General features: G+C 32.8%; 23 protein-coding genes. 5 read left to right on the top strand and 18 right to left on the bottom strand.

Translation table 11 applies throughout. From position 1 onward, the window contains the following. Positions 1-324: 324 nt before the first annotated feature. Both ACIQ2L_RS13055 and ACIQ2L_RS13050 read right to left on the bottom strand, forming a co-directional pair. Complete coding sequence (locus tag ACIQ2L_RS13055) at positions 325-849, bottom strand: TPM domain-containing protein (protein WP_396159526.1); 525 nt, start codon at positions 847-849, stop codon at positions 325-327. A 172-nt stretch (positions 850-1,021) separates the two neighbouring features. Further along, on the bottom strand, positions 1,022-1,564 hold the full coding sequence (locus tag ACIQ2L_RS13050; RefSeq protein WP_396159524.1) for a hypothetical protein: 543 nt from the start codon (positions 1,562-1,564) through the stop codon (positions 1,022-1,024). Positions 1,565-1,746: 182 nt separating this feature from the next. On the opposite strand from ACIQ2L_RS13050, the gene ACIQ2L_RS13045 reads away from it, so the two are divergent. After that, entirely contained in the window at positions 1,747-2,001 is a 255-nt protein-coding gene (locus ACIQ2L_RS13045; protein ID WP_396159522.1) for a hypothetical protein, read from the top strand. A 107-nt stretch (positions 2,002-2,108) separates the two neighbouring features. On the opposite strand, the gene ACIQ2L_RS13040 is transcribed toward ACIQ2L_RS13045, so the two are convergent. From ACIQ2L_RS13040 to ACIQ2L_RS13000, 9 genes are all read right to left on the bottom strand, one after another. Then, positions 2,109-2,936, bottom strand: a complete 828-nt coding sequence (locus ACIQ2L_RS13040) for an IS3 family transposase (protein ID WP_396159528.1) — start codon at positions 2,934-2,936, stop codon at positions 2,109-2,111. Continuing rightward, positions 2,933-3,343 (bottom strand): transposase, encoded by a 411-nt coding sequence (locus ACIQ2L_RS13035; RefSeq protein WP_396159520.1) that lies wholly within the window; start codon positions 3,341-3,343, stop codon positions 2,933-2,935. Before ACIQ2L_RS13035 ends, ACIQ2L_RS13040 begins: the two co-directional genes overlap by 4 nt. Before the next feature lie 72 nt (positions 3,344-3,415). Next, positions 3,416-4,060, bottom strand: coding sequence for a hypothetical protein (locus ACIQ2L_RS13030; protein WP_396159518.1), 645 nt, complete (start codon positions 4,058-4,060; stop codon positions 3,416-3,418). Between the two features lie 313 nt (positions 4,061-4,373). Next, a complete protein-coding gene (locus tag ACIQ2L_RS13025) occupies positions 4,374-5,273 on the bottom strand; it encodes an Abi family protein (protein WP_396159516.1) in 900 nt (299 codons plus the stop codon). Between the two features lie 441 nt (positions 5,274-5,714). Beyond that, positions 5,715-6,134, bottom strand: coding sequence for a TolB family protein (locus ACIQ2L_RS13020; RefSeq protein ID WP_396159513.1), 420 nt, complete (start codon positions 6,132-6,134; stop codon positions 5,715-5,717). A 375-nt stretch (positions 6,135-6,509) separates the two neighbouring features. Next, positions 6,510-6,911 (bottom strand): DUF1801 domain-containing protein, encoded by a 402-nt coding sequence (locus ACIQ2L_RS13015; protein ID WP_396159511.1) that lies wholly within the window; start codon positions 6,909-6,911, stop codon positions 6,510-6,512. Between the two features lie 182 nt (positions 6,912-7,093). Then, entirely contained in the window at positions 7,094-7,495 is a 402-nt protein-coding gene (locus ACIQ2L_RS13010) for a biotin/lipoyl-containing protein (protein WP_396159509.1), read from the bottom strand. 177 nt (positions 7,496-7,672) lie between these two features. Beyond that, positions 7,673-8,047, bottom strand: a complete 375-nt coding sequence (locus tag ACIQ2L_RS13005) for a hypothetical protein (RefSeq protein ID WP_396159507.1) — start codon at positions 8,045-8,047, stop codon at positions 7,673-7,675. 162 nt (positions 8,048-8,209) lie between these two features. Continuing rightward, positions 8,210-9,583 carry a DUF2141 domain-containing protein gene (locus ACIQ2L_RS13000; protein ID WP_396159505.1) on the bottom strand — a complete coding sequence of 458 codons (1,374 nt, stop codon included), beginning with the start codon at positions 9,581-9,583 and terminating at the stop codon, positions 8,210-8,212. A 351-nt stretch (positions 9,584-9,934) separates the two neighbouring features. On the opposite strand from ACIQ2L_RS13000, the gene ACIQ2L_RS12995 reads away from it, so the two are divergent. Then, positions 9,935-10,477, top strand: coding sequence for a helix-turn-helix domain-containing protein (locus ACIQ2L_RS12995; RefSeq protein ID WP_396159503.1), 543 nt, complete (start codon positions 9,935-9,937; stop codon positions 10,475-10,477). 3 nt (positions 10,478-10,480) lie between these two features. Here ACIQ2L_RS12995 and ACIQ2L_RS12990 read toward each other — a convergent pair whose 3' ends face one another. The 6 genes from ACIQ2L_RS12990 to ACIQ2L_RS12965 all read right to left on the bottom strand — a co-directional run bounded on the left by ACIQ2L_RS12990 (position 10,481) and on the right by ACIQ2L_RS12965 (position 14,990). Next, positions 10,481-11,836 (bottom strand): YHYH protein, encoded by a 1,356-nt coding sequence (locus ACIQ2L_RS12990; RefSeq protein WP_396159501.1) that lies wholly within the window; start codon positions 11,834-11,836, stop codon positions 10,481-10,483. A gap of 62 nt (positions 11,837-11,898) precedes the next feature. Beyond that, positions 11,899-12,930, bottom strand: coding sequence for a cytochrome-c peroxidase (locus ACIQ2L_RS12985; RefSeq protein WP_396159499.1), 1,032 nt, complete (start codon positions 12,928-12,930; stop codon positions 11,899-11,901). After that, a complete protein-coding gene (locus tag ACIQ2L_RS12980) occupies positions 12,927-13,631 on the bottom strand; it encodes an MbnP family protein (RefSeq protein ID WP_396159496.1) in 705 nt (234 codons plus the stop codon). Before ACIQ2L_RS12980 ends, ACIQ2L_RS12985 begins: the two co-directional genes overlap by 4 nt. After that, the gene (locus ACIQ2L_RS12975) at positions 13,624-14,100 is read right to left on the bottom strand and encodes a hypothetical protein (protein ID WP_396159494.1); all 477 of its coding nucleotides are present in this window, start codon (positions 14,098-14,100) and stop codon (positions 13,624-13,626) included. Before ACIQ2L_RS12975 ends, ACIQ2L_RS12980 begins: the two co-directional genes overlap by 8 nt. Before the next feature lie 2 nt (positions 14,101-14,102). Then, on the bottom strand, positions 14,103-14,375 hold the full coding sequence (locus ACIQ2L_RS12970) for a hypothetical protein (protein WP_396159492.1): 273 nt from the start codon (positions 14,373-14,375) through the stop codon (positions 14,103-14,105). Positions 14,376-14,441: 66 nt separating this feature from the next. Next, entirely contained in the window at positions 14,442-14,990 is a 549-nt protein-coding gene (locus ACIQ2L_RS12965) for an RNA polymerase sigma factor (protein ID WP_396159490.1), read from the bottom strand. A gap of 144 nt (positions 14,991-15,134) precedes the next feature. On the opposite strand from ACIQ2L_RS12965, the gene fabG reads away from it, so the two are divergent. Next, positions 15,135-15,881 carry a 3-oxoacyl-[acyl-carrier-protein] reductase gene (gene fabG, locus ACIQ2L_RS12960; protein WP_396159488.1) on the top strand — a complete coding sequence of 249 codons (747 nt, stop codon included), beginning with the start codon at positions 15,135-15,137 and terminating at the stop codon, positions 15,879-15,881. A gap of 81 nt (positions 15,882-15,962) precedes the next feature. After that, on the top strand, positions 15,963-17,990 hold the full coding sequence (locus tag ACIQ2L_RS12955) for a hypothetical protein (RefSeq protein WP_396159485.1): 2,028 nt from the start codon (positions 15,963-15,965) through the stop codon (positions 17,988-17,990). 3 nt (positions 17,991-17,993) lie between these two features. Here the strand turns inward: ACIQ2L_RS12955 and ACIQ2L_RS12950 are convergent, their stop codons facing one another. Next, positions 17,994-18,410 (bottom strand): hypothetical protein, encoded by a 417-nt coding sequence (locus ACIQ2L_RS12950; protein ID WP_396159483.1) that lies wholly within the window; start codon positions 18,408-18,410, stop codon positions 17,994-17,996. Between the two features lie 545 nt (positions 18,411-18,955). Here ACIQ2L_RS12950 and ACIQ2L_RS12945 point away from each other — a divergent pair. Beyond that, positions 18,956-22,281, top strand: a 3,326-nt coding sequence (locus tag ACIQ2L_RS12945; protein ID WP_396159480.1) for a beta strand repeat-containing protein, incomplete at its 3' end; no start/stop codon positions are given.

Below are 22,281 nucleotides of genomic sequence, written 5' to 3'. Positions count from 1 at the left end.
ATACAGATTTATGGGTCGTTTCTGTCCCAACAATTTTTACTTGAAATTCTTTGTCACGAAATTTAACTCGGTTAAGTAAGTCCCAAGCTAAAAAAATATCAATGTCCGTGAACTTGTCAAATGCTACAATTACTGCTTTTTTCATGTTATAATTGTCTGTTTTGTTGTCGTCATAAGGTTACACATAACGTTCCCGCGGCTACACGACTGTTGCGAACTTCGTAAACGTTTATTTTCCGTTAAAGATAATAATTCTTGCGAAACGTGAACGTGAAGTTACCACAAAATTCGCAATAGCGTGTAACCGCTGTTGTGCGTTCGGTTTTATTTTTTTAGTTTCATTTTTAAGTGTTCAATAATTTTTTTTAGTCCTTCTTTAGTTCCTTCAAAATATTTTTTTTCTTTAAAGTTTGGAATAAATGACTTGTCAATTATAGATTTAGTTTCTTCATCAGTTAGAATTGTAACAATTCCATCACCATTTTCAATTCTTATTTTTCTTGATTTTTTTGAAATACCAATTAGAATTCCATTATTAAGTTCTTTTTTTCCAATCCCAATCCAGTTCGCTACAAAAAGCGTATTTTGGTGAAAATCTTCATCAGATTTGTATTTATCGTCAAATGTTATTATTGCAATTTCAATTGAAGTTTCTTTTTCAAATTCAGCAGTTAGATTATCTAATTCTTTTATTTGAGTTTTGTCAAATAGTTTTTCTAAATCTAGTACAAATGTTTTTTCAACAATTGTATCATACTGAAATTTAAAATATTTTTCATTATTGTCGACTGATTGACAAAAAACAATTTTTGAGAATAATAATAGAGAATATAAAATTATTTTTTTCATTTTTATTTCTGTTTTCGTTCCGCCAAACTGACGCACAACGTTCCGCCGTTTCTCGTCAGTTGCGAACTTCGGAACGAATTATTTTCCGTTAAAGATAAAAATTCTTGCGAAACGTAAACGTGAAGGTACTACAAAATTCGCAATTGCGAGAAACGGCTGTTAGCAGTTGTACTTATTTTTTAACGATTGGTTCAATTATAATTCTTTCACAACTTCCAAATATTCCTTTTTTCATTAAATATTCAATAATTTTTGAAAATGGAGTAAGAAGAAATACTAAACAACCTATTCCACCTGATGTATAAGTTAGTATTCGTCTAGTTTTGTATTTGTCAGTGTACGAAACTGCTTTGAACAAATCATTCCCGATATAATAATCTTCTGAATACCAACCGTTATAAATTGGCGTTTCTAAAGTTTTGTCAACTGCATTTAAATTTTCTTGTGTAAATGTTCCGTATTTTTCATAATCTATTTGACAAGTTTCTCCACTCCAACTTTTACAGTCTTTATTTGAATATTGACAATCAGTGATTGTTTGGTTTATTTCGTCATATTCAATAAACCATATTTCAGTATTGTTTGTTTTACTTTTTACTAAAATATAATTTTCGTTTTCTTGGTCAATTTCAAAATGCTTTATGTCGTTAAATTTCAACAGTATATATTCTAACCAAGTTGAAATCTTCACGCCATTAAAAATTACATTTTCCATTATCAGGTTTGGTTTTTCGAGTATAACTGCTAACGTTCCGCAGGTAAACGATGTTGTGGTTTAAGCACTCCATAACTTTCGATTAAACAACAAACACAAAAGTACAAAATAAATTATAAATCAAACCCGAAGCCACAATAGCGATTACCTGCTGTTATCACTTCGGCTTAATTCTGAAAACAATGCAAACAAATTTTAAAATTCTAACCTACGCAAGTAGATATGTTGACGTAAATAGATTGAACGAAGGTATTTATGAAACTGCTATTCCTTTTTTATATCACAGTGAAACAACGATTGATGAACTAGTGAAAAGAGCAGAAAATCTTAGATACATATTGGGGGATGACCGTATTAATGGAAAATATTTTGAAATGCTAAAACAATGTATTTTACTCGATTTTAAGTTAGTTGTGTCATGTCCTAAAATACGTTGACCATTTTTAGGTTATTAATTAAATCAAAAATACGGATTTGTAATCGGAACATTGATAACTTTTTTTAAAAAATTCCCTTCGGGTTTTAAAAAAGTTACCAACATTCCTTACGCAACCTTTCGTGCATAGGATTTATAAGGTTGTTTATCATATTGTTCATGTACTTTTTGAGGAGTTTTTAAATCCAAACTCCAGTGTAATCTTTCGTTATTGTAAATTTTCACAGCTTGTTCCACCATTTTTGTAGCAATTTCAATATTCTTGATAGTTTTTTTTAGTCCAAATTCGTATTTTAAAATTCCGTTAATTCTTTCCGCTACTGCATTTTCATATGGATCATATTGCTGAGTTGTGCTCAATATAAACGCTTTATTTTGAGCAAATTCAGAGAAATCTGGGCAGCAATATTGTATCCCTCTGTCAGAGTGATGAATGATGTTTTTATGTTTGTGAATACAGTTTTTATAAGCCATTGCTAAAGCTTCTTTAACCAAAGATACTTTCATATTATCATCTAATTTCCAACCCATAATTTTTTTTGAGTAAGCATCAGTCACTAAAGCTAAATAGGAATGACCACCATCAATCTTGATATAGGTAATGTCGCTTACAAAGACTTGTTCTGCGTGGTTTAAAGTCAAATCTTTGAGTAGGTTAGGGGATTTGAAAAAGAAGTGCTTAGAATCGGTTGTAATGTGAAAACGTTTGGTTTTCTTAACCAATAGACCATAACTTCGAAGTAAGTTGAATAAAGCGTCTCTTCCCATTTTGATATCGTTATTAATTAAATCAATTTGAATGTGTTCCATTAGTTTTCTTGTACCAGTTTTAGGCATTTTGATTCTGATTTTGCGTACTAAATCCAGAACAACTTTGTTTTGTTGTTCTTTGATAAAATCATATTTAATTCTTTGATAATAAGCTTGTTTGCTTATTCCGAAGCATTGATAGAGCCACTTTTTTTTGAAAGGTTTAGTCGCTTTTTCTCTATCTCTTTTGCTAATGCCTCGGGCAAATACTTTTTTGAAAGATACTCTCCTGTAATGTTTTCAAAATCAGCGATAATATCTTGTTGGAAGTCTTTCACAAACTCCAATTCTTCAATACGTTCCCGTAGTTTTTTTAATTCAACGTTCTTACTCATAGCTTTTGATTTGGATTCAAAGTTAGATAATTTCTTAATCCAATAGGCAAGAGTTCCACGAGAAATGCCATATTTTTTAGAAGCATAGTTGGCAGAGATTTGTCCATTATTAATTTCGTCAATGATGGAAAGTTTGAGATCAAAGCTTATTTTTTGATACTCATTTTTTCGGCAGGGTTGTTTTTTGTTTGTTTCCATAGGATACTAAAAGTGTTTAATTTTTAGTCAACCTATTTTAGGACGAGAGGCTCTCAAAAGTTGTTAATAACTTTATGGTGCTTTACATAGGAACCGCTGTTGTGTGCTGTTTTTTTTAACTATCCAAGTGGTAACATAATAGCAAAATTTCCATCTATTATTTATTCTTTTGTACACTGCTATGAATACACTACCATCTCCACCAAATTTTACCAATACAGTATTTTTATCTTTTGAAAAGACTGGTAAACCAATAGTGTAAAACATATCAGAACCAAATATTTCTTCGTAAATTTTGCGTGGATGTTTTTGATAATTTGTTTTGGCACTTTCTTTCATTATTGAATCTAAAACTTCACGATATAAAACCTTTTTTGAATTTATGAATTTTCCAGTGAACTTAAAATTCTTGCGATTTTGAATTTGAGCATTAATAAATATCAAGTCTTCTTTGGAAAATATTGTGTCTAGCTTATGAATGCAAACACTATCTCTTTTGTCTAAAAGCGGTTCAGCATCTCTGTCAATAATATATTTATAAGGATTATTTTTAATTCCGTCTTTTCTTAAAAGACTATCTTGTTCTCTAACCACAAAATTTACAATTTCATAAATATCTTTGTCAGTTACAACTTGGTTTCTAATTATTTCATTTTTGTCTGTTGAATTTTTACAACCAATTAAAAGCAAAAAAGCGAAGTATAAAAGATATTTCATATGATGCAAATTTGTTTTAAAATAGCTTATAACGTCAGACCATGAAAAACTTCCACAATCCACAAACAAATATAAAAAATACTTGTAAGAAAAAATGTTTTCTTATTTAAACCATGCAACATCCCTACACTTTGGGTTCTTTTTGGACTTTAAAAACTCTATTGTAAAAACTCAGCATAGTACAATTTTGAACAATTACTAAAAAATAAACCTTCTTTAAATCGCTTTAAAAAAGGTCTTTTTTGGAATTATTTTGAAATAGTATTTTTTTATTGGGGTTGTGCAACAGCTACTGCTTGTTAGTGGTAGTTATTTATTCATTATGCCACGTTGCCACTTTCTTCCAATTTTCCGGAAATCCCATTAGCGAAGTATCTATATTGTGTTCTTCAATAATTTGTTCTATTCTTTTGATAAATGAATTTTCAGGATTGAATGATGACAAAAGCCTATTTATTAAAGAAATTATACCATAAATAGCTATATGAAAATTGGAAGTTATTTCTCCCTTGAACTTGTATTTTTCGCGTGATGGAATTAATGGCTGGTCTGCTGTAACTCTTTTATTCCAAAGTCTGGCGTGATGTGCACAAATATTTCTCACATTCGTCAAATAAATTATCCAAGAAGTTAAAATGCTTGATGGTACATTAAAATCACTAGCAATTTGCATTTTTTCTGTATCATTTTTCAAAGCTTTATACAAACGTGTTAATTTTCCCATTGTCAGGGTTTCTAAAGCCATATTTGATGGGGGAAATGATTCAGAAGTATATTTCAGCTTAAAAGATTTTAAAAAGCTTTCTTGAGGATCAACAAAGTCCTCTGTTATTTCATCAATAATTCCACCATATAAAACTAAATCCGCAAATAAATCCTTGTTTGCTAGCCAAAAGAAACCGTGATTTACACTAAAGTAATTTGTCAATTTTGCGCGTAGTGCTACCTCTACACGCTCTAAATACTCATTAATTATTCCTCGTAATTTTTTGTCAAACTGATAGAGATTAATTATGTCATCAAAGGAAACTTCTCCTTTGAATTTATGTGTTCCATCATTTTCTTGCAGATGATACATGTAGCCCGTTAATCTAAAATATCCAACGGTATTTAAGTATTTAATTGCCCTCTCTTCATTAGGAATTTTTAACCCTCGGTCTTTTAAAATCTCTACATGTTCTTCACAACTGAATGGCTTTTTTTCATATTTCATTTAGGTAAGGTATAAAAATAAAAAAGCCCCGCAAATTGCGCTTGTAACAGAGGCGTGCGGGGAATTGATGATGCAAATATAAGGATCTTTTGTAATTCCGCAACTTTTTGCGTAATTTTTAACGAAATTTTTAACGGAAACGTGATAATAATTACCGATAACGTCAAACCGTGAAAAACTTTCACAATCCACAAACAAATATAAAAAATACTTGTAAGAAAAAATGTTTTTCTTACTTAAACCATACAACATCCCGACACTTTGGGTTCTTTTTGGACTTTAAAAACTCTATGGTAAACACTCAGCATAATACAATTTTGAACTATTACTAAAAAATAAACCTTCTTTAAATTACTTTAAAAAAGGTCTTTTTTGGAATTATTTTGAAATAGTATTTTTTTTTATGGGGTTGTGCAACAGCTACCGCTGTTTGCGGCAGTTTTAATATGCGACTCCAATTTCAATATCTTCATTATTTGCTATCGGAACAATTTCTTGTAAATTACTACCGTCTATATTACATGAATATATTGCAGCATAACTGGTGCCTGAAGAATTAACTCCAACAAAAAAAAGTTTTTGACCATCTGGAGAGATTCTCGGGTTTGTTCCATTACTAACATAGCTAAAATTAACATTTGCTGGAAAATTAACTATAATTTGAGTTTGGTTTGTTCCGTCATAATTAGAAACCCAAAGCTCTTTATTTAGTCCAACTCTTTTTACATAAACTATTTTATTCATTTGGGAATTATTTGAGTTCTCATTTTGATCATCAGAATTCGAACAACTTATTTGGAATAAAATTCCAGCTAAAGCAAAAACAAATAAATACAAGGTACTTTTTAATAGATTTTTCATAATATTTAGTTTTTTTATATTAATTCTTTTGGTTTTTTTTCTGCGGTTACAACTGTCCTACAACGTCAGACCGTGAAAAAACTTCCACAATCTACAAACAAATATAAAAAAATACTTGTAAGAAAAAATGTTTTTCTTACTTAAACCATACAACATCCCGACACTTTCCAGAAGTTTGCTTTTGCAAAAAGCGAGCAGTATTTCGTTCTAACATTTTATGTCCTTGCCTTAGGCGGACAAATGTTATTTGCCCACTTTACCAACAAGCCGTATGACGGGCTATTGAACTCTAAAAAAAACCAAAATATAACCCTCTCAAAAGTTGTTAATAACTTATCGTTGCTTTACTTAGGAACGGCTGTTGTAGGTAGTTGCCTATTTATCAATTTGGGCCAACCAATTTTTAATTCCTTTTTTTAAACTTTCTGTTTTCTGCTTAGCATCTTCTAAATTTAGAATTTCAACAATCTTTCTTCCGTCAGGATAATTTTTGCCGCTCAATCCAGTTTCTTTTTCAATTTTATTTCCTGTTGGAAAAACAATCAAAATTTTCCTGCGGTGTAAATTTATCACTGCCAAATCCCGTTTGTATTCCTTCGCGTCAAATTCTTTCATTTCTCCACTATAATAAAAACTAAGAGAATTCCATTTAATATGTTCTGCAATTTCTATATCAGAATTTAGAAAAATTGCGCGAAGTAGTTCAATTGTTGGTTTGAATTCAACGTCTATTGACGCAATATATTCTGTTATTATTAGAGAATTTGGATTTGACATTTTTAAATAAATATTTCTCGATTTATGCAGTCGCCGGGCAATTAATACTAACGTGCAGCGGCTTAGCGCAGTAGCGACTTTTTTAATGATTTGTTCTAAAGATAAACAAAATTTCAACTTAGTAATTTCCGGCTAAGAAAAACGGAACGAGCTATTGCGCTAAACGGCTGTTGTAGCTAGTATTATATTCCTTCAACCTTACAAATTTCCACGCCTGTAGCTAACTCTTCTTTGGTTTGGTTTATTGATATTAATTTTCCATCATAGATGGACTCCAATTCCATTGTTAATTTTTTATTTTCTATGTTGCAAATGATATCTCCTGCCTTTACATTACTTCCAGTTTTGAAATACCATTTAGTTATTTTAAACCCAGTATGATTGCCAAAATCAGGAATTAAAATCGATTTAACTTCACCTTTTTCAAGCTTAAATTCTACCTCTTTTTTAAAAGAACTGTCTTTTCTCAACATTTGTTCTTTAGTCATGAAGTTTGTATTTACTCTTAAATCTTTTATGATTTCATTTTTTTCTTCCTCGGAAAGAAAAAGTTTAGGAAAAATAAATTTTAAAATCTTATTCAAGGTTTCTTATTTAAGTTCAACGTCTGAAAACATTAGCTACAACGTCCCGCGGCAACACGACTGTTGCGAAGTTCGGAACTTTATATTTTCTGTTAAAGATAAAAATTCTTGCGAAAATAAAATGTGAATTTTGCACAATTTTCGCCATTTCTTGAAACGGCTGTTATGCGACGCTTTTTATTTATAATTTAATTGCCAGTTTAACTTTTCCAATTCTTCTTTTGAGTACTTTTTGACAATATAGTTTTCTAGTTTTAATTGGTCAATATGAACGTCTGGACTTAAGTCTTCAAGAGAGTCAAAATAAACTATAGACACAAATTTTTGTGTTGGATTCCTATTTAATCTTTGCATGTTTTCTTTAGTAATTCTAACTCCAATAACTATTTCATGATTGCTCTTTATTAACTGATTAAAGGATTCATTTTCTGAATCTAAAAATGCTCGAGTATATATTGCTTTGTCTGAATTATTATATATTGTAATAGAGTATTCATCTTCACGTGGACATGTAAAAAGAAAAAACAAAAGAACTGTAACTAAATATTTCATAATAAAATGCAGGTGTTTAAAAGTGTTGCATAACGTTCCGACTTGGCGAAGTCGCGGATTTAGGAGCACTTACTTTCAATTTTGCACTAATGTTTATTAAAAAACCGAATGTTCAACTTAGCACTAAACCTGTCATTTTGCCAAACTTCTATTATGCGAAGATTATTTGATTTTTATTATTATTTCAGTGTCAGTAATAAAGTCAATTTTTGCATCCTTATATTTTGGTGGTGTTCCAAAAAATCCTCTCTTGTTTCCAGAAAACCCATAATTTTTAGGTATTCCAAATATTTTTGTGTCTATTTTTTTGTCAAGATTAGTGTCTTGATAACATGCTAATGCAAATTCTCCTTTGGGCACTCCATAAATTATCTTTTTGTTTTCAGTTTTTTGTATTGGTAATAGTCCACTTTTTATGCCTCTTCTTTTGTTGAAACTTTCTTCTCCATTCATTAGGGTAAAGTAAATATTCCCTTTTGCTGATTTAGAATAAAATATAATTGTTAGGTCAATATAATTATTTTGATAAATTTTGTCTATTCTATTTTGGTTTGGCGTCATTTGGTGGATTGCACCTAATTCTTCATCCATTTTTAAGTTCATCATTTTTATTGATGTTGTGAACAAAGTTTTATTCGTTTCAAAAGTATAATTTTCAAGTTTAAAGTAATCTTGATTGATTTTAGATGCTTCTAGCATTGAATTTGGGTCAAAATTTATTTCAGAAAGGATAAATTCCTTAACATTTATATTATCAAACGATTTAAAGTAGATCCTCAAATTACTCAAATCGTATACTATCGTCCAATAGGTTTTATAATTTACCTTATTTTCAGAACTGTTATTCAAAATTTCAAATGCCTGATTTGGGTTTTCAATTTCTGTATTCGACAAGCTGTTTTTTATTTGGCAATATCTGTCAAAATGAGTTCTTGAATCTTTATCTATTTTTGTTTTGTTGAGTTCAAAGTATTTAACCGAATTAATTAAAGTTTCATTAGTAATTACTTGATTTAATCCCTGTTTTTTATTTACAATGGTGCTACCTTCAACAAAATCAATTACTGCTGAATTTCCATTTCTGTCTGCTATAAAATAGTGAATAGTTACAATCGGCTTTATCGTCAAATTATTTATATTCAAAATTACCTCGTCAATTGTCGAATAATTATCAAGCTGATACTGTATCCATTCAAGTTCTGATAGAGTTTGATTTTTATTATCTTGATACATACTTTCAGCCATCCAAAGTTGCTCAACAACTAAACCTTTTTCATTCATACCACCATAAGGGAATTCTTTGCCAATTTGATTAAAGGTTGTTGAACCATATTTTGAAGTCCAATTGGCTTGGTTTAAACCTCTAAGTCCATAAGCAAACTTTTTTTGTCCACTTACATTTTTGATGATATATCCTTGTCCAGAACCCCAATCAAAATTTTTCGCAAAATATTTTGTTTGTCCGTCACTAAAAAATGCAGAACAAGAAATTGTCTTTAAAGGAATTAGGATAATTAGTATTAATAAGTATTTCATCCGTATGTTTTTTAAGTAAGGTTGGTTTTAATTTTCGCATGTTTTGAATACGTACACACCCAATTTCGTACGATAGTGACATGTTTACTTCGTTTTTTTTTTTCAAATGTATAAAATATTTTTCCTTATCCATCAAGTTAGAAATCTCAAAGTCTGGAAATCTCAAATACTGAGTTTTCAGCTCCAACTCACGTTAGAAAAAAAATACAATACGTTGAAAATTTTACATCGATCTCAAAAAAGCCCCGTTAGGTTTCTTTTAAAATTTAAATCTTTGGCACTTTATTTGTTTAGTTCTTGTAACAAAATATCGGTAACAATTCAGATTGTTACAAAATAAATGTTACAAAAATGAAAAATAAAGAAAACTTTAGAAAAAAATTAAAACTTACGCAAAAAGATATGGCTATGATTTTGAATACTAGCCGAAGCCAATATGCACTGTATGAATTAGGTCTAAGAGATTTATCTACAAATGCTCTGATACGACTGAGTCAAATAGAACGCTTTATTTTGACTGATGAAGTTTCAATTTCGAAAGAATCAAAAAACGTTGAGACACAGGAACTGATAAAAAATAAATTTCTTACTGACGTATTAAAGGATAATGAATTCCGACAAATTCGATGTAAACGTAAGTTGGATCGCTTACAGAAAGATTACGAAGCTACATGTAAGCAAATTATACTGATTGATTTCCTATCAGAACCAACAGATATAAAGTATGCGATACATCCGGGTGCATTAAAAATTTTAAAAGACAAAGCAGAAAAGGAATTTAATGAAAACGCCCCACTGCAAATTTTAAAACTACAGTTACAAGAAGAACTGTTACAACAAGAAGAACTGATATTGTCTCGATTGTTAAATGAGAGTAAGGCAACTAAACTATAAAAACTACTTAGTAATGATAACTTTTACCGTTTTATCATTTTTCCCATCAGTAACTTTCACAAAATAAATGCCATTATAAACCGTATCGGTTTCAATAATACTTAAGGTACTGCCTTGCAAAATTTGGCTAGTTTTTACTATTTGTCCCAATTCATTGATCAAATAAACATCCATATCATTTTCAGCCATTGGAGTTTGAATGGCTATAAATTCTGATGCTGGGTTTGGAGCAATAGTAACTTTTAAATCAGAATTTTCAAATGTGTTTGATGTCAAAGTTGTTGTTCCGCCTGGAACAGATGTTACGGTTGAAACGGTGATGTTGCCATAAAATGTAGGTCCAACCACATAAGGATACGCCGAATTATGATTGGCATCTACGGTAGCAAAATAGCAATAAATTCCGTTTGGATAAAGTGAAGCTGGATATTCAGGTGTATTACAAACTCTACCATTATGAGAATCCAAAAAGGTTGCATCTCCTGAATGGTTGATATATTCATAATCTTCTCTGAAATACCCATTAAAAAAAGTTTGTGTTCCAACCACTTGATTGATTGCTGGCCCATTCGTTCTTAATCCTGTTGGATACGACTTTAATTGGTAACTCGATTTCATTCGGGTTATGGCTCCAGTGCCATTTGTATTGGTATAGGCGTAAGCGCCATATATCGGAAAACCATCATAGGCAAATCCTAATAAAGGCGAATGTTGGGCAGGATTAATTACATACAACCCATCAGCAGGATAGGTAGCACAAACATTAGAAAGAACAACCAAATCTAGATTAAAAGCGCTTGGATTTTGATGATGATGGTAATTTCCCATAGCAGGATGTGCTTTGGCACAATCAAAACCAGCGCGCTCTGCTGGAATGGCATCTCTATTCCATGCTTGTGTTGAACCTGGACCACCGGCACAAGGGGGATTTCCTGGACCACCACACAATGCGTTAGTGGTGGAACTCCAAGCTACACCATCACGATAATCAAATAATGCCACTCCGTTTTTAAAAACACCAATGTTTCCTCCGGTGGTTGCTACTGTTCCTGTTCCTTGAACCGGAGCTAATGGAATTCTGAAAATTTTATTTTGTGCTATGGCTAAAGAGGGATTACCATCTTGAAAAGGACCTGTAATATAAGCAGGAATTCCTGTTGCTGAAATATACGAATACGTTGCGTTGTATTGCACCGTTTGCACGTTTGCTTGCACTGCATCCACAATAGGAGTAGAGTTACCTGCAACGTAATGACGACCTGTAATTCCGGTTGTGTTGATTAACCATCCTGTAATGGCTGGATTGGTTTGGGCAAAAGTGTAACTCGAAATAAGGAAAATGAATAGTACTTTTTTCATAATTTTAGGTATATAACATGTTAGACGCAACATTATTTTTATTCTTGCGAAAGATTTAAAAATTATTCTCTTGGAAAACCAAATCGTTTGTCAAAAAGAAATTCTTTATCGGTTAAGGTTTGTAAAAACGCCACTAAATCTACTCTGTCGTTATCGGATAAATTCATGGGTTTGGCTAATTCCTTTGGCAAACTTTTATCATTTCCTAAGGAATTGTATTGTTTTATGACTTCGGTTAAGGTTTTAAATCGACCATCGTGCATGTAGGGAAACGTAAATTGTATATTGCGTAATGTTGGAATTTTGAAGCGCATTTTATCTTCTGTCTTTCCTGTGATTTTTATTCTGCCTAAATCATTCAGCGTTTCATCTAGTGCTAAACCATTTTTCTCAAATCTATCGTCAGCGAAAAGTGGTTCTTTATGACACGACGCACAATTCGTTTTAAACAAATCATAACCGTGTTGCTCTTGTTTAGTATAACTTTCTTCTTTTCGCATTACTTTGTCATACTTTGAATTGGAAGATTTGAGCATCACGGTATATTGTGCTAATGCTTTTAGTACTCGTTGGCTAGTTACTTTATCATCGCCATAAGCTTTGGCAAATAATGTTATATACTTTGGGCTATTTTGCAATTTAGCAACCACATTTTCTAGCTTTTCATCCATTTCTGTTGGACTAGTAATGGGATTAATGGCTTGCACTTCAAGATTATTAACGCCGCCATCCCACATAAAGTCTTTATTCCAAGCTAAGTTTATTAATGCCATCGAATTACGTGTACCAATTTTTCCCTCAATGCCATGGCTTAATTGATGATCCACATGGGTAAATCCGGTTTGTTGCAAATGACAGCTGGAACAGGAAATTGTGTTGTCTCGAGAGAGAATTGGGTCGTAAAATAGATGCCTGCCCAGTTGGAAACTTTCTTCTGTTAAAGGGTTTTTCTTGAAATCGTATTTTGATTGAGGCCAACCTTTGGGTACTTCTAAATATAAAGGTGTAGTGAATATATCAGAAAAAGACAAAATTCCAACAAGACAAATTCCAATACCGAAACTTCGGGACAATATGTATAATTGGTTTTTCATTCTAGATAAAACATTTTAGCCATAGTATCCGATAATTCCATAGCCGTTTTACCCGGAATCATAACCGAATTTGTTTTGGATAATTCAATTTCTGCAAAAAAGATGGAAACATCAATAGCAATAGTAATATCGCCATTATGGTTAACCGCAATCACTTTTTTCCGCATGGCATAATAGGGTTGGAGATAACCCCCAATATGAAACTGAAATTCATTCTTTCTTCCCGATGCTTGGGGATTACAACTAGAGCTTTTACCTTCTATTTTCATATTGATATAACCACTTTGCCAAGCCCAATACATCCCTTTTATTGGATCTAAATCACCTGCCATTGCTCCTGAAGTATTGGTTAAACTGTCAATTCCAATATTAAAAGTGATTTTAGAAATTAACGTATCGCTTTTTTTGGTGATTGGAATATGAAACGAATTGGGATTGTCAAAATCGAGTAGGTGATAGCTGTTTTTTTGTTCAAAAACTGTTTTGTCTTCATACTGAATTTGAATATTTGAAATATAACATCTAAAAATGTCAATGCTCAAAGTATCTTTTGTAGCAGAAACATATTTTTTATTAAGCTGCAATGGAAGTTTGTCAAATTCTAAATGAAAATTAACTGCTAACGAATCATTTTTGCTTTGGGAAAAAACCTGAAAGCAAAATATAAAAAGGAAAACAATATGTAATCCTTTTTTAGTCATGTCTTCTTCCTTTTGGTTTTGGAGCAAATATTCTAGAAAAGTCTTCGGTCAAATCAGTATAATCTTCCAACTGATCTTTACGACAAAGTTTCTTGATGTCTTCAAAATGTTTGAAATGTGTTTCCTCTACTTGTTTTTGATATGAATTTATCGCAGCAATCAAACTGTCCTTTGCTTTTACATTGGTTTCGGTTTGACTTAAGTGCGAATACAATTCATTTTTAGCCTCTCGAATATTCCCGTCTAATTTCTCAATTTCTCCACGATGCCATTGGATTAATTTGATATATTCCTTTTGCTGTATAGCATCAAAATGCAATCTTTCTATTATGATTGCTTTAGGTTCCGGTCTGCCTCCATGTGGAGGTCTGTGTTCATTTGTACCAGTAAAAAATAAAAATCCTAATGTACCAAAATTGAGCAATAATAATCCGATTACGGTTATGGTTAATAGTTTAGTTTTTTCCATTGTTATTGATATAACTGGTTACTTTTATTTACAGTCATTTCTAAATATGCTGTAGTTGAGCTTGTTTTTTGCTTGGTTTTTGATGCTAAAGTTGAAAAGTTTAGCAGTACTAAAACCACAATTGACCCGGCTACTAGCCAAACTGTTTTTGATGAAACGTTACTTTGCAGTTGAATTCTTTGTTGAATTTTTATAAATAAATCATCAGTTGGCACAACAGGTGCAATGCCGCTAGTGCTTTTCAAAATGGTTGCAATCCAATTATTTCTTTCCATGCTTGTGCTGCATTTATTTATTTTGAATTCATTTCAGAAGTTCAGTTATTACTTTGACGAATGTTATTATTTTTTCTTGCGGTAGGTGTTGAATTTTTCAGACAATTTATCCTGTAGCGCTACTTTTGCTCTAAAAATTAGGGATTCTACAGAAGAAATGCTCAATTGCATAATCTCGGCTATTTCAGGATTTGATAATCCATCAAGTTTAGAAAGCAGAAATGCAGTCTTTTGATTTTCAGTAAGTGTATTAATAACTGAAAAAAGAATCGCTGCATCCTCTTGATTTTCCAGCAAAATTCCTGGATGCTCAAAATTGGCAGTAGTAAGGTATTCCGTTTCGTTTTGGCTTTTCTTTCCAAAAATAAAAAAGCGTTTTTGACTGTTTCTTTGCTTGTTACAATCCAAACATCGATTGATAGTTATACGGTAAATCCAGGTTTTATATGATGATTTCTGATTAAATTTTTCCAGTGAATGATACACTTTTACAAATACATCTTGAGTAATTTCTTCTGCATCTTCTATGTTTTGCAAATAATTCAATGCCACATTATACACTAGCGTTTTATACTCGTTATATAATTTTTCAAAATGGAATTGGTTTTGAATCATTTAAGTTGTTTTAAAGTTACAATGATACTAAATGATTTTTTACTAACTATAAATTATTCTATATTTGACCTTTCAATAAAACACCCGAGGCGCAGCCGATTTGTATGGAGCGCAGTGGATTAAATCAAAACTAATCTTTATTAAATGAAATTATTAGAAGGAAAAGTAGCCATTATAACTGGTGCGAGTAGAGGAATTGGAAGCGGAATTGCAAAAGTATTTGCACAACATGGAGCCAATGTAGCGTTCACCTACAGTTCATCTGCCGAGTCGGCATTAGTATTAGAAAACGAATTATCAGCAATGGGAATCAAAGCCAAAGGATATCAATCAAATGCAGCCGATTTTAACGAAGCGCAAAAACTAGTGGATGATGTTATGGCTGAATTCGGAAATGTGGACGTTTTAATCAACAATGCTGGAATTACAAAAGACAATCTTTTAATGCGAATGAGTGAAGAAGATTTTGATAAAGTAATTGAAATCAATTTGAAGTCAGTATTCAATATGACCAAAGCCGTTCAAAAAATCATGTTGAAAAACCGTAAAGGTTCTATCGTGAATATGAGTAGTGTAGTAGGAGTGAAGGGCAATGCCGGTCAGGCCAATTATGCTGCATCCAAAGCAGGAATGATTGGGTTTACCAAATCAGTAGCTTTAGAATTAGGATCTAGAAATATTCGTTGTAACGCCATTGCACCTGGATTTATTGAAACCGAAATGACTGCCAAACTAAACGAAGATGTGGTTCAAGGGTGGAGAGATTCTATTCCGTTAAAGCGTGGTGGAACTCCAGAAGATGTTGCTAATGCTTGCCTTTTCTTTGCTTCGGATATGAGTGCGTATGTTTCTGGGCAAGTATTGAATGTTTGTGGAGGAATGCTTACTTAATGTTTGTTGTTTGTGGTTAATAGTTTATTATTAACAATTCCCAACCACAAACCATAAACCAAAAACAATTAACTTTTAAATATGAACACCACAACAATCCTGTTATTACTCGTATCACTATTAATTGCTGCCGGTGTATCATTTTATCAATATCTATATAAAATCAAAAGCAAATCAAAAGTTACCTTGCTTTTGGCTTTTTTGCGTTTTATTTCTGTTTTTGGATTATTACTACTATTAATTAATCCAATCATTTCAAGAAAAACGGTTGAGACCGTTAAAACGCCTTTACCTATTATTATTGATAATTCCGCTTCTATAGCAGATTTGAAAGCCGATAAATCAGCAATGGAAGTATTCCAAAAGCTATCAGAAAATAAGTTAGTAACAGATAAGTTTGAGATTCAAACCTATCAGTTTGATACTGAATTTCTTCCAAAAGATACCATTGATTTCAAAGGTTCACAAACCAACATTGATGTGGTTGCCAAAAGCATTAAAAACATCTACAAAAACCAGTTTTTCCCATCGGTTTTAATTACGGATGGAAATCAAACATCGGGTGAGGATTACGTTTTCGGATTTAATCCGGATAATAAAGTTTATCCTATGGTAGTAGGAGACACGGCAACGTATTTAGATCTAAGAATTACACAATTAAATGTCAATAAATATGCTTTTCACAAGAATAAATTTCCTGTTGAAGTTTTTTTGAATTATGCTGGAACTAAAAGTATCAATACAACATTTAAGATTTTGCAGGGTAATAGTGTTTTTAATGAACAAACTATTGTATTTTCTCAGTCTAAAAAATCAGCAACAGTAACTCTTTTACTTCCTGCTGATCAAGTGGGATTGCAGCTTTTTAAAGCTACTATATCCTCAAAAGAACAGGAAAAAAACACCTATAATAACACCAAAAATTTTGCAGTAGAAGTAATCGATCAAAAAACAGAAGTAGCTTTAATTTCTTCTATTTCTCATCCAGATTTGGGAGCAATAAAGCGAAGTATCGAATCTAATGCTCAAAGGAAAGTAACTATTCTTAAACCAAACCAAATCAATTTATTAACGGATTACAATATTTTAATACTATACCAGCCAAACGGTGAATTCAAATCTGTTTTTGATCAAAATATAAACGCTAAAATCAACACTTGGATCATCACTGGAAATGATACTGATTATGGTTTTTTAAATCAAAATCAAACGTACTTTACTTTTAAAATGAGCGGTCAAAAAGAAGATTATTTGGCTTCTTTTGACAGTCAGTTTAATCTTTTTGCATTAGATAATATTGGTTTTGAACAATTTCCTCCTTTGGAAAATCCTTTTGGAGCGATTACCGCAATGGGCAATATTACTATTTTGTTGACTTCTACTATACGCAATATTCCAACGAATCAACCATTGTTAACATTTTCCGAAAACCAAGGAAAAAGAAGTGCTTTCTTATTTGGAGAAAACATTTGGAAATGGAGAGCCAATACGTATGTTGACAAGAAAAGTTTTGCCGACTTTGATGTTTTCTTAGACAAAACCATTCAATATTTAGCCTCAAACAACTCGAGAAAATCATTAGTTGTGAATCACGAACGCTTTTATAATTCGGGTGAAGGCATTGAAATAACAGCCCAATACTTTAATAAAAATTATGAAATCGATGAAAAGGCAAGGCTAACGATAACCGTTACAAATACCAAAACTAAACAGATAAAAAATTACGATTTGTTGCGCACTTCAAATGCGTTTAAAGTAAATCTTGATGGATTATCGGCTGGAAATTATTCCTTTTCAGTAAAAGAATTAAATTCAAATGCTACGTATGGCAGTAGTTTTGAAGTTTTAGATTTTGATATAGAAAAACAATTCGTAAATCCAGATTGGAACAAACTAAATCAATTAGCCAATCAAACCAAAGGAAAAGCCTATTTATCAAATCAAGTAGATACTTTAATAAAGCAACTTTTGGCGGATGAAAGTTATAAAGCGATTCAAAAAACATTAGTGAAAAAATCGCCTTTAATTGACTGGATTTGGCTTTTGGTTTTGATAGCCATTTCTCTAGCATCAGAATGGTTTATTCGAAAATATAATGGTTTATTGTAGGGTTTATTTACTTTTTCTTAAAACAAACTTTCCACCCAAGTATGCCATTGGAATATAGGCCAATCCTAAATCTACTATAGTAAACCATAGAGGTGAAGGTAACATAACAATATTCATTATACCGCCCACTAAAAAGCAACAACCAATAAGAATTGCAAAAGTCATTTTGTCATTTGCAGCAATCTTTGCTACTATAAAAGCGCCAACAAATGTTCCCAAAGCATGCGCTAGAAATGGCATCAGAAAATGTTTTGGCTCCATTAATGGCATTGCTGCTATCAAACCTTCCGCAGTAGTTATATTAGTTCCTTCGGGTGGCGCTATAATAGAACCGCTAACCATGATAATGGCCATATTGATTGCACCACCAATAAATAGGCCAAGTACTACGGCTAAAATGTTTTTTAAAATTGGATTCATAATAGTAGTTTTTTTAGAATTATTATTGATGCTTTTACAAAAATATCCATCAGCTAATTTACAATTTTCCTTAAATTAATTAGAGAAAGTTTTTTAGATGCATTTAGCGTTTTTTTATTAAATCGATTACGTATTCGTTTTTATTCTTTTTATTTAATTTAAAAAAAAATTAAATTCTTAATAAGTACAGTCTTAATTTCATTTTTAGGAATAAAAACCCTAAATAATTACACTATCAATTATTTAGCTAAATAAAAAAACAATTTTTTACCTATCGTTTCCTTTACATTAACTCAACATCAACACAACAGACATAGTTTAAATGATTATTTTCACCATACAAAAAAAAAATCAGATGTCTAAAGGATCACTACAACGATTGCGTATATTGCGTTTATTACAATTTTTACTAATTCAAATAATATTTTGTATAGTTTTTATACAGTTGCCCCAACAAAATAAAATTAAAGTTAATTATTATTTTTATAATCCAAAATATTTTAAGAACCTACGCAATCTTTAACATGAATTAAAATTATTTTACTATGAAAAAATTTTTCTTATTATTTTTCCTGATGACTGTTTCATTAGGACAAGCCCAAGAACTTCTTGGCAGCAACAGGAATTTTTCACTTAACAACACTACTCAGTGGACCACTTTTGGTGGCACAGGTAGTGCTTCGGGTGGATTTTATACAATTGCTGTTCCTGTTACAGCAAACGTTTATGATAGAAATATAAGTTACCCATTGAATTTAACCAATGGTACTACCTATACGCTTTCATTTAAAGCATCGGCAAGTGTGGGGACTAAAACTATAGTTGTTGGTATTGGTCAGTCAGCAAACCCATTTGCTGCAGTAGTTGTAACTACACCAGCATTAACTGCGACTCTAACAACCTATACTTATAATTTTACATGTAACTTTAACAACTCTCCTAGCAGTCGTGTTATTTTTGATATGGGTGGTTCTGTGGCATCCACTGTAAATATTGATGATGTGTCTTTACAAGTTTTTGTAGCCAATGCTGCGCTTCCGCAATTAACTTTACCAACAGCTACAACATTTGGCACAACTACTGCAACTTTAGGTGCTACACTTTCAACTGCAGGATCACCTGCAACAACTATTTCGGCACGAGGAGTCATTGTAAAAACTACTACACCAATAGCTTCTGGAGATACTAAAACACCAGAAGGAAATACTTCATTAGGATTATATACACAACCAATAACTGGACTTTCACCTCAAACACGCTACTATTATGCTGGTTATGCTACAAATACTGCTGGAACAAATATAAGCTCTGAGAGTAGTTTTTGGACACTATCCAATCCGCCATCCTCGCAGCCCACATCTTTTTCAACCACAGCAGGCACTCTTTCTTTAACGGCAAATTGGAATAACGCAGGCTTCCCGGGAAGTGGTGCCTCCAATAAAGGGTATTTAGTTATTTACAGAACGGGAGGAAGTCCAACTTTAACTTCGGCTAATGGTACCGCTCCTACAGTTGGAGCTGGAAGTTTTTTTGTAAATGTTGGAAATGTTACAGGAGTACCTGCAGTGACGACTGCCATTTCAGGTTTAACAGGTGGTGCGTTGTATAACTTATTACTTGTTCCTTATACTTGGGATGGTGCAAATTCAGGCACTTATAATTATCTAACAGCAAGTGCGTTAACAACTACTGGCACTCCAACGGCATTGATAGCAGCACCTATACCTCCTGCAAGGGTTGCTGGAGATGTTAGAGGTCTTTATACCGATACGTATGCAATTGCATTTACTGGTCTAAACTGGAATACCTCAACTGAAGTTCCAATTAGTTCGAATAATACTAGACTTGCTACTAGTCTTAATAATACTCAAGTTGCATTTGCAGGCTCAGCTGCTGCTAGTGCTATGACCCATATTCATGTCGATGTTTTTACCACATCTTCAACTACAACCACTATGAATCTTCAGGTAAATGGTGTTGCTGGTCCCTTTAGTACTCCCAATGGTCAATGGACTCGTTTAAATATACCAGCGTCATCTTATACTGGTGGCTTTGGTTCTGTTAATCTTGTAATGCTTCAGGCAATTGGAGGACCTGGAACTTTTTATTTTGATAATATCTATTTTTTCAAAGCTAATCCTCCAACTATTACCTCATTTACTTCTGGTTGTAGTGGTCAGACTTCAATTTCTATTACAGGAACCAATTTTGAAGGTGCATCAGCAGTAAGTGTTGGCGGTGTCGCTGTGAGTTCGTTTGTTGTAAATAGTGATACCCAAATCACGGCTACTGTTGTTGCCGGTACATCTGGTACTATAGCTGTTACAGGTCTGGGTGGTTCTGTAACTAGTGCAAGTAGTTTTTCTAATATTGTACCAACCGTTCCTACCGCGATTATGACTTCTAATAATGTGAATCCTTTATTGGCTAGAAATGGAAATACTATTACATTATCATTTACGACATCTATAACTCTGGCAAGTACGCCATTGGTTACAATTAATGGTAATTCATCAGTCGTTACTGGAAGCGGTACTTCTTGGAGTGCCACAAGAATTGTTAGTGGAGACGTTAATGGAGCAGCAGCTTTTTCTATATCCTATTCAAATGCTGCTGGCTGTTCGGCTTCTCGAACTACAGTTACTAGTGGTTCAGCTGTTACTATAGATACAGTAGCGCCATCGGTTTCTACAGCAACAATAGCTTCAAATAATGTCACTTCTTCATTAGCAAAAGCGGGCGATACTATAACTTTGACTTTTACAACATCAGAAACGCTATTTGCTACACCTGTTGTAACTATTGCGGGTCTGACTGCTAGTGTTAGCGGTAGCGGAACTTCTTGGAGTGCTACTAGAACAGTTGTTGGTGGTGATACTAACGGAGTTGTAACTTTTTCAATCGGAATTAGTGATCCTTCAGGAAATACTGCTTCGCGAACTACCACTACCAATGGTTCATCGGTTACTATTGATACAACAGTACCAGCCACACCAACCATTACTGCAGGTGGTCCAACAACTTTCTGTTCAGGTGGAAGTGTTGTTTTAACTTCAAGTATCGGAACTAGTTATTTATGGTCAACGGGAGCTACTACTCAAAGTATTGCGGTAAGTACTTCAGGAAATTATTCTGTTCAAGTCGCTAATGCTGCTGGAACTTTTAGTTTAGTATCGGATGCTAAAACAGTTACGGTAACCCCTCAACCTACTTGGTATTTAGATGCGGATGGCGATGGTTATTATTCCAGCACCGCCACACAATGTACTTCTCCAGTGGGAGCTGGTTGGACTTCAGCTACTTTACCGGGTGGTGGTGATTGCAACGATGCTGTTACATCAATTAATCCAGGAGTTTCAGAAATATGTTTTAACGGAATTGATGACGACTGTGATGCAACAGTTAATGAAGGTTGTACAATTCCTACAGTAAACATGACAGCAACTACGGCTACGTTAACTGTATTTACAAATGCAGTGGCAGCGTTACCGTATTCATTGTCACCGTATACGAATCTTAAGTATCGCTTTATCATTACTAAGATTCAAGCAGGTCAAGCAAACGAGGTTCAAGAGGTTACTTTACCAACGCGTTATGTAACGATTCCAGGACCGATGCGTTCGTATACGGCAACGTATACCATTAGTGCAGCAGCGGTTATCAATGATGAGGTATTGGCGTATCAAGGAAATACAATGACTGTAACGCCACCGGCTGTACCTGCGATTACGTTGTCTACAGGTTCATGTGGTGCTACGTTAACTAGTTTGAATGGTACCATCTCTGCTAATGTAGGGTTGAATGCTACAGGATACATTTTCCGTATTCGAAAAGCAGCAGGAACAGATCCAGTAACAGGACCGTTCTTTAC

Origin of the sequence: Flavobacterium sp. (assembly GCF_044369455.1) — a bacterium.
Lineage (GTDB): Bacteria > Bacteroidota > Bacteroidia > Flavobacteriales > Flavobacteriaceae > Flavobacterium.
This window is presented reverse-complemented; position numbering and strand designations above follow the sequence as displayed.

Bases quoted from the DNA above. Each gene is read 5' to 3' on its own strand.
- ACIQ2L_RS12975 (WP_396159494.1), bottom strand. From the start codon at position 14,100: ATGGAAAAAACTAAACTATTAACCATAACCGTAATCGGATTATTATTG.
- ACIQ2L_RS13035 (WP_396159520.1), bottom strand. From the start codon at position 3,343: ATGGAAACAAACAAAAAACAACCCTGCCGAAAAAATGAGTATCAAAAA.
- ACIQ2L_RS12995 (WP_396159503.1), top strand. From the start codon at position 9,935: ATGAAAAATAAAGAAAACTTTAGAAAAAAATTAAAACTTACGCAAAAA.
- ACIQ2L_RS13025 (WP_396159516.1), bottom strand. From the start codon at position 5,273: ATGAAATATGAAAAAAAGCCATTCAGTTGTGAAGAACATGTAGAGATT.
- ACIQ2L_RS12970 (WP_396159492.1), bottom strand. From the start codon at position 14,375: ATGGAAAGAAATAATTGGATTGCAACCATTTTGAAAAGCACTAGCGGC.
- ACIQ2L_RS13000 (WP_396159505.1), bottom strand. From the start codon at position 9,583: ATGAAATACTTATTAATACTAATTATCCTAATTCCTTTAAAGACAATT.
- ACIQ2L_RS12990 (WP_396159501.1), bottom strand. From the start codon at position 11,836: ATGAAAAAAGTACTATTCATTTTCCTTATTTCGAGTTACACTTTTGCC.
- ACIQ2L_RS13015 (WP_396159511.1), bottom strand. From the start codon at position 6,911: ATGTCAAATCCAAATTCTCTAATAATAACAGAATATATTGCGTCAATA.
- ACIQ2L_RS13030 (WP_396159518.1), bottom strand. From the start codon at position 4,060: ATGAAATATCTTTTATACTTCGCTTTTTTGCTTTTAATTGGTTGTAAA.
- ACIQ2L_RS13055 (WP_396159526.1), bottom strand. From the start codon at position 849: ATGAAAAAAATAATTTTATATTCTCTATTATTATTCTCAAAAATTGTT.
- ACIQ2L_RS12985 (WP_396159499.1), bottom strand. From the start codon at position 12,930: ATGAAAAACCAATTATACATATTGTCCCGAAGTTTCGGTATTGGAATT.
- ACIQ2L_RS12950 (WP_396159483.1), bottom strand. From the start codon at position 18,410: ATGAATCCAATTTTAAAAAACATTTTAGCCGTAGTACTTGGCCTATTT.
- fabG (WP_396159488.1), top strand. From the start codon at position 15,135: ATGAAATTATTAGAAGGAAAAGTAGCCATTATAACTGGTGCGAGTAGA.
- ACIQ2L_RS13020 (WP_396159513.1), bottom strand. From the start codon at position 6,134: ATGAAAAATCTATTAAAAAGTACCTTGTATTTATTTGTTTTTGCTTTA.
- ACIQ2L_RS12980 (WP_396159496.1), bottom strand. From the start codon at position 13,631: ATGACTAAAAAAGGATTACATATTGTTTTCCTTTTTATATTTTGCTTT.
- ACIQ2L_RS13050 (WP_396159524.1), bottom strand. From the start codon at position 1,564: ATGGAAAATGTAATTTTTAATGGCGTGAAGATTTCAACTTGGTTAGAA.
- ACIQ2L_RS12955 (WP_396159485.1), top strand. From the start codon at position 15,963: ATGAACACCACAACAATCCTGTTATTACTCGTATCACTATTAATTGCT.
- ACIQ2L_RS12965 (WP_396159490.1), bottom strand. From the start codon at position 14,990: ATGATTCAAAACCAATTCCATTTTGAAAAATTATATAACGAGTATAAA.
- ACIQ2L_RS13005 (WP_396159507.1), bottom strand. From the start codon at position 8,047: ATGAAATATTTAGTTACAGTTCTTTTGTTTTTTCTTTTTACATGTCCA.
- ACIQ2L_RS13045 (WP_396159522.1), top strand. From the start codon at position 1,747: ATGCAAACAAATTTTAAAATTCTAACCTACGCAAGTAGATATGTTGAC.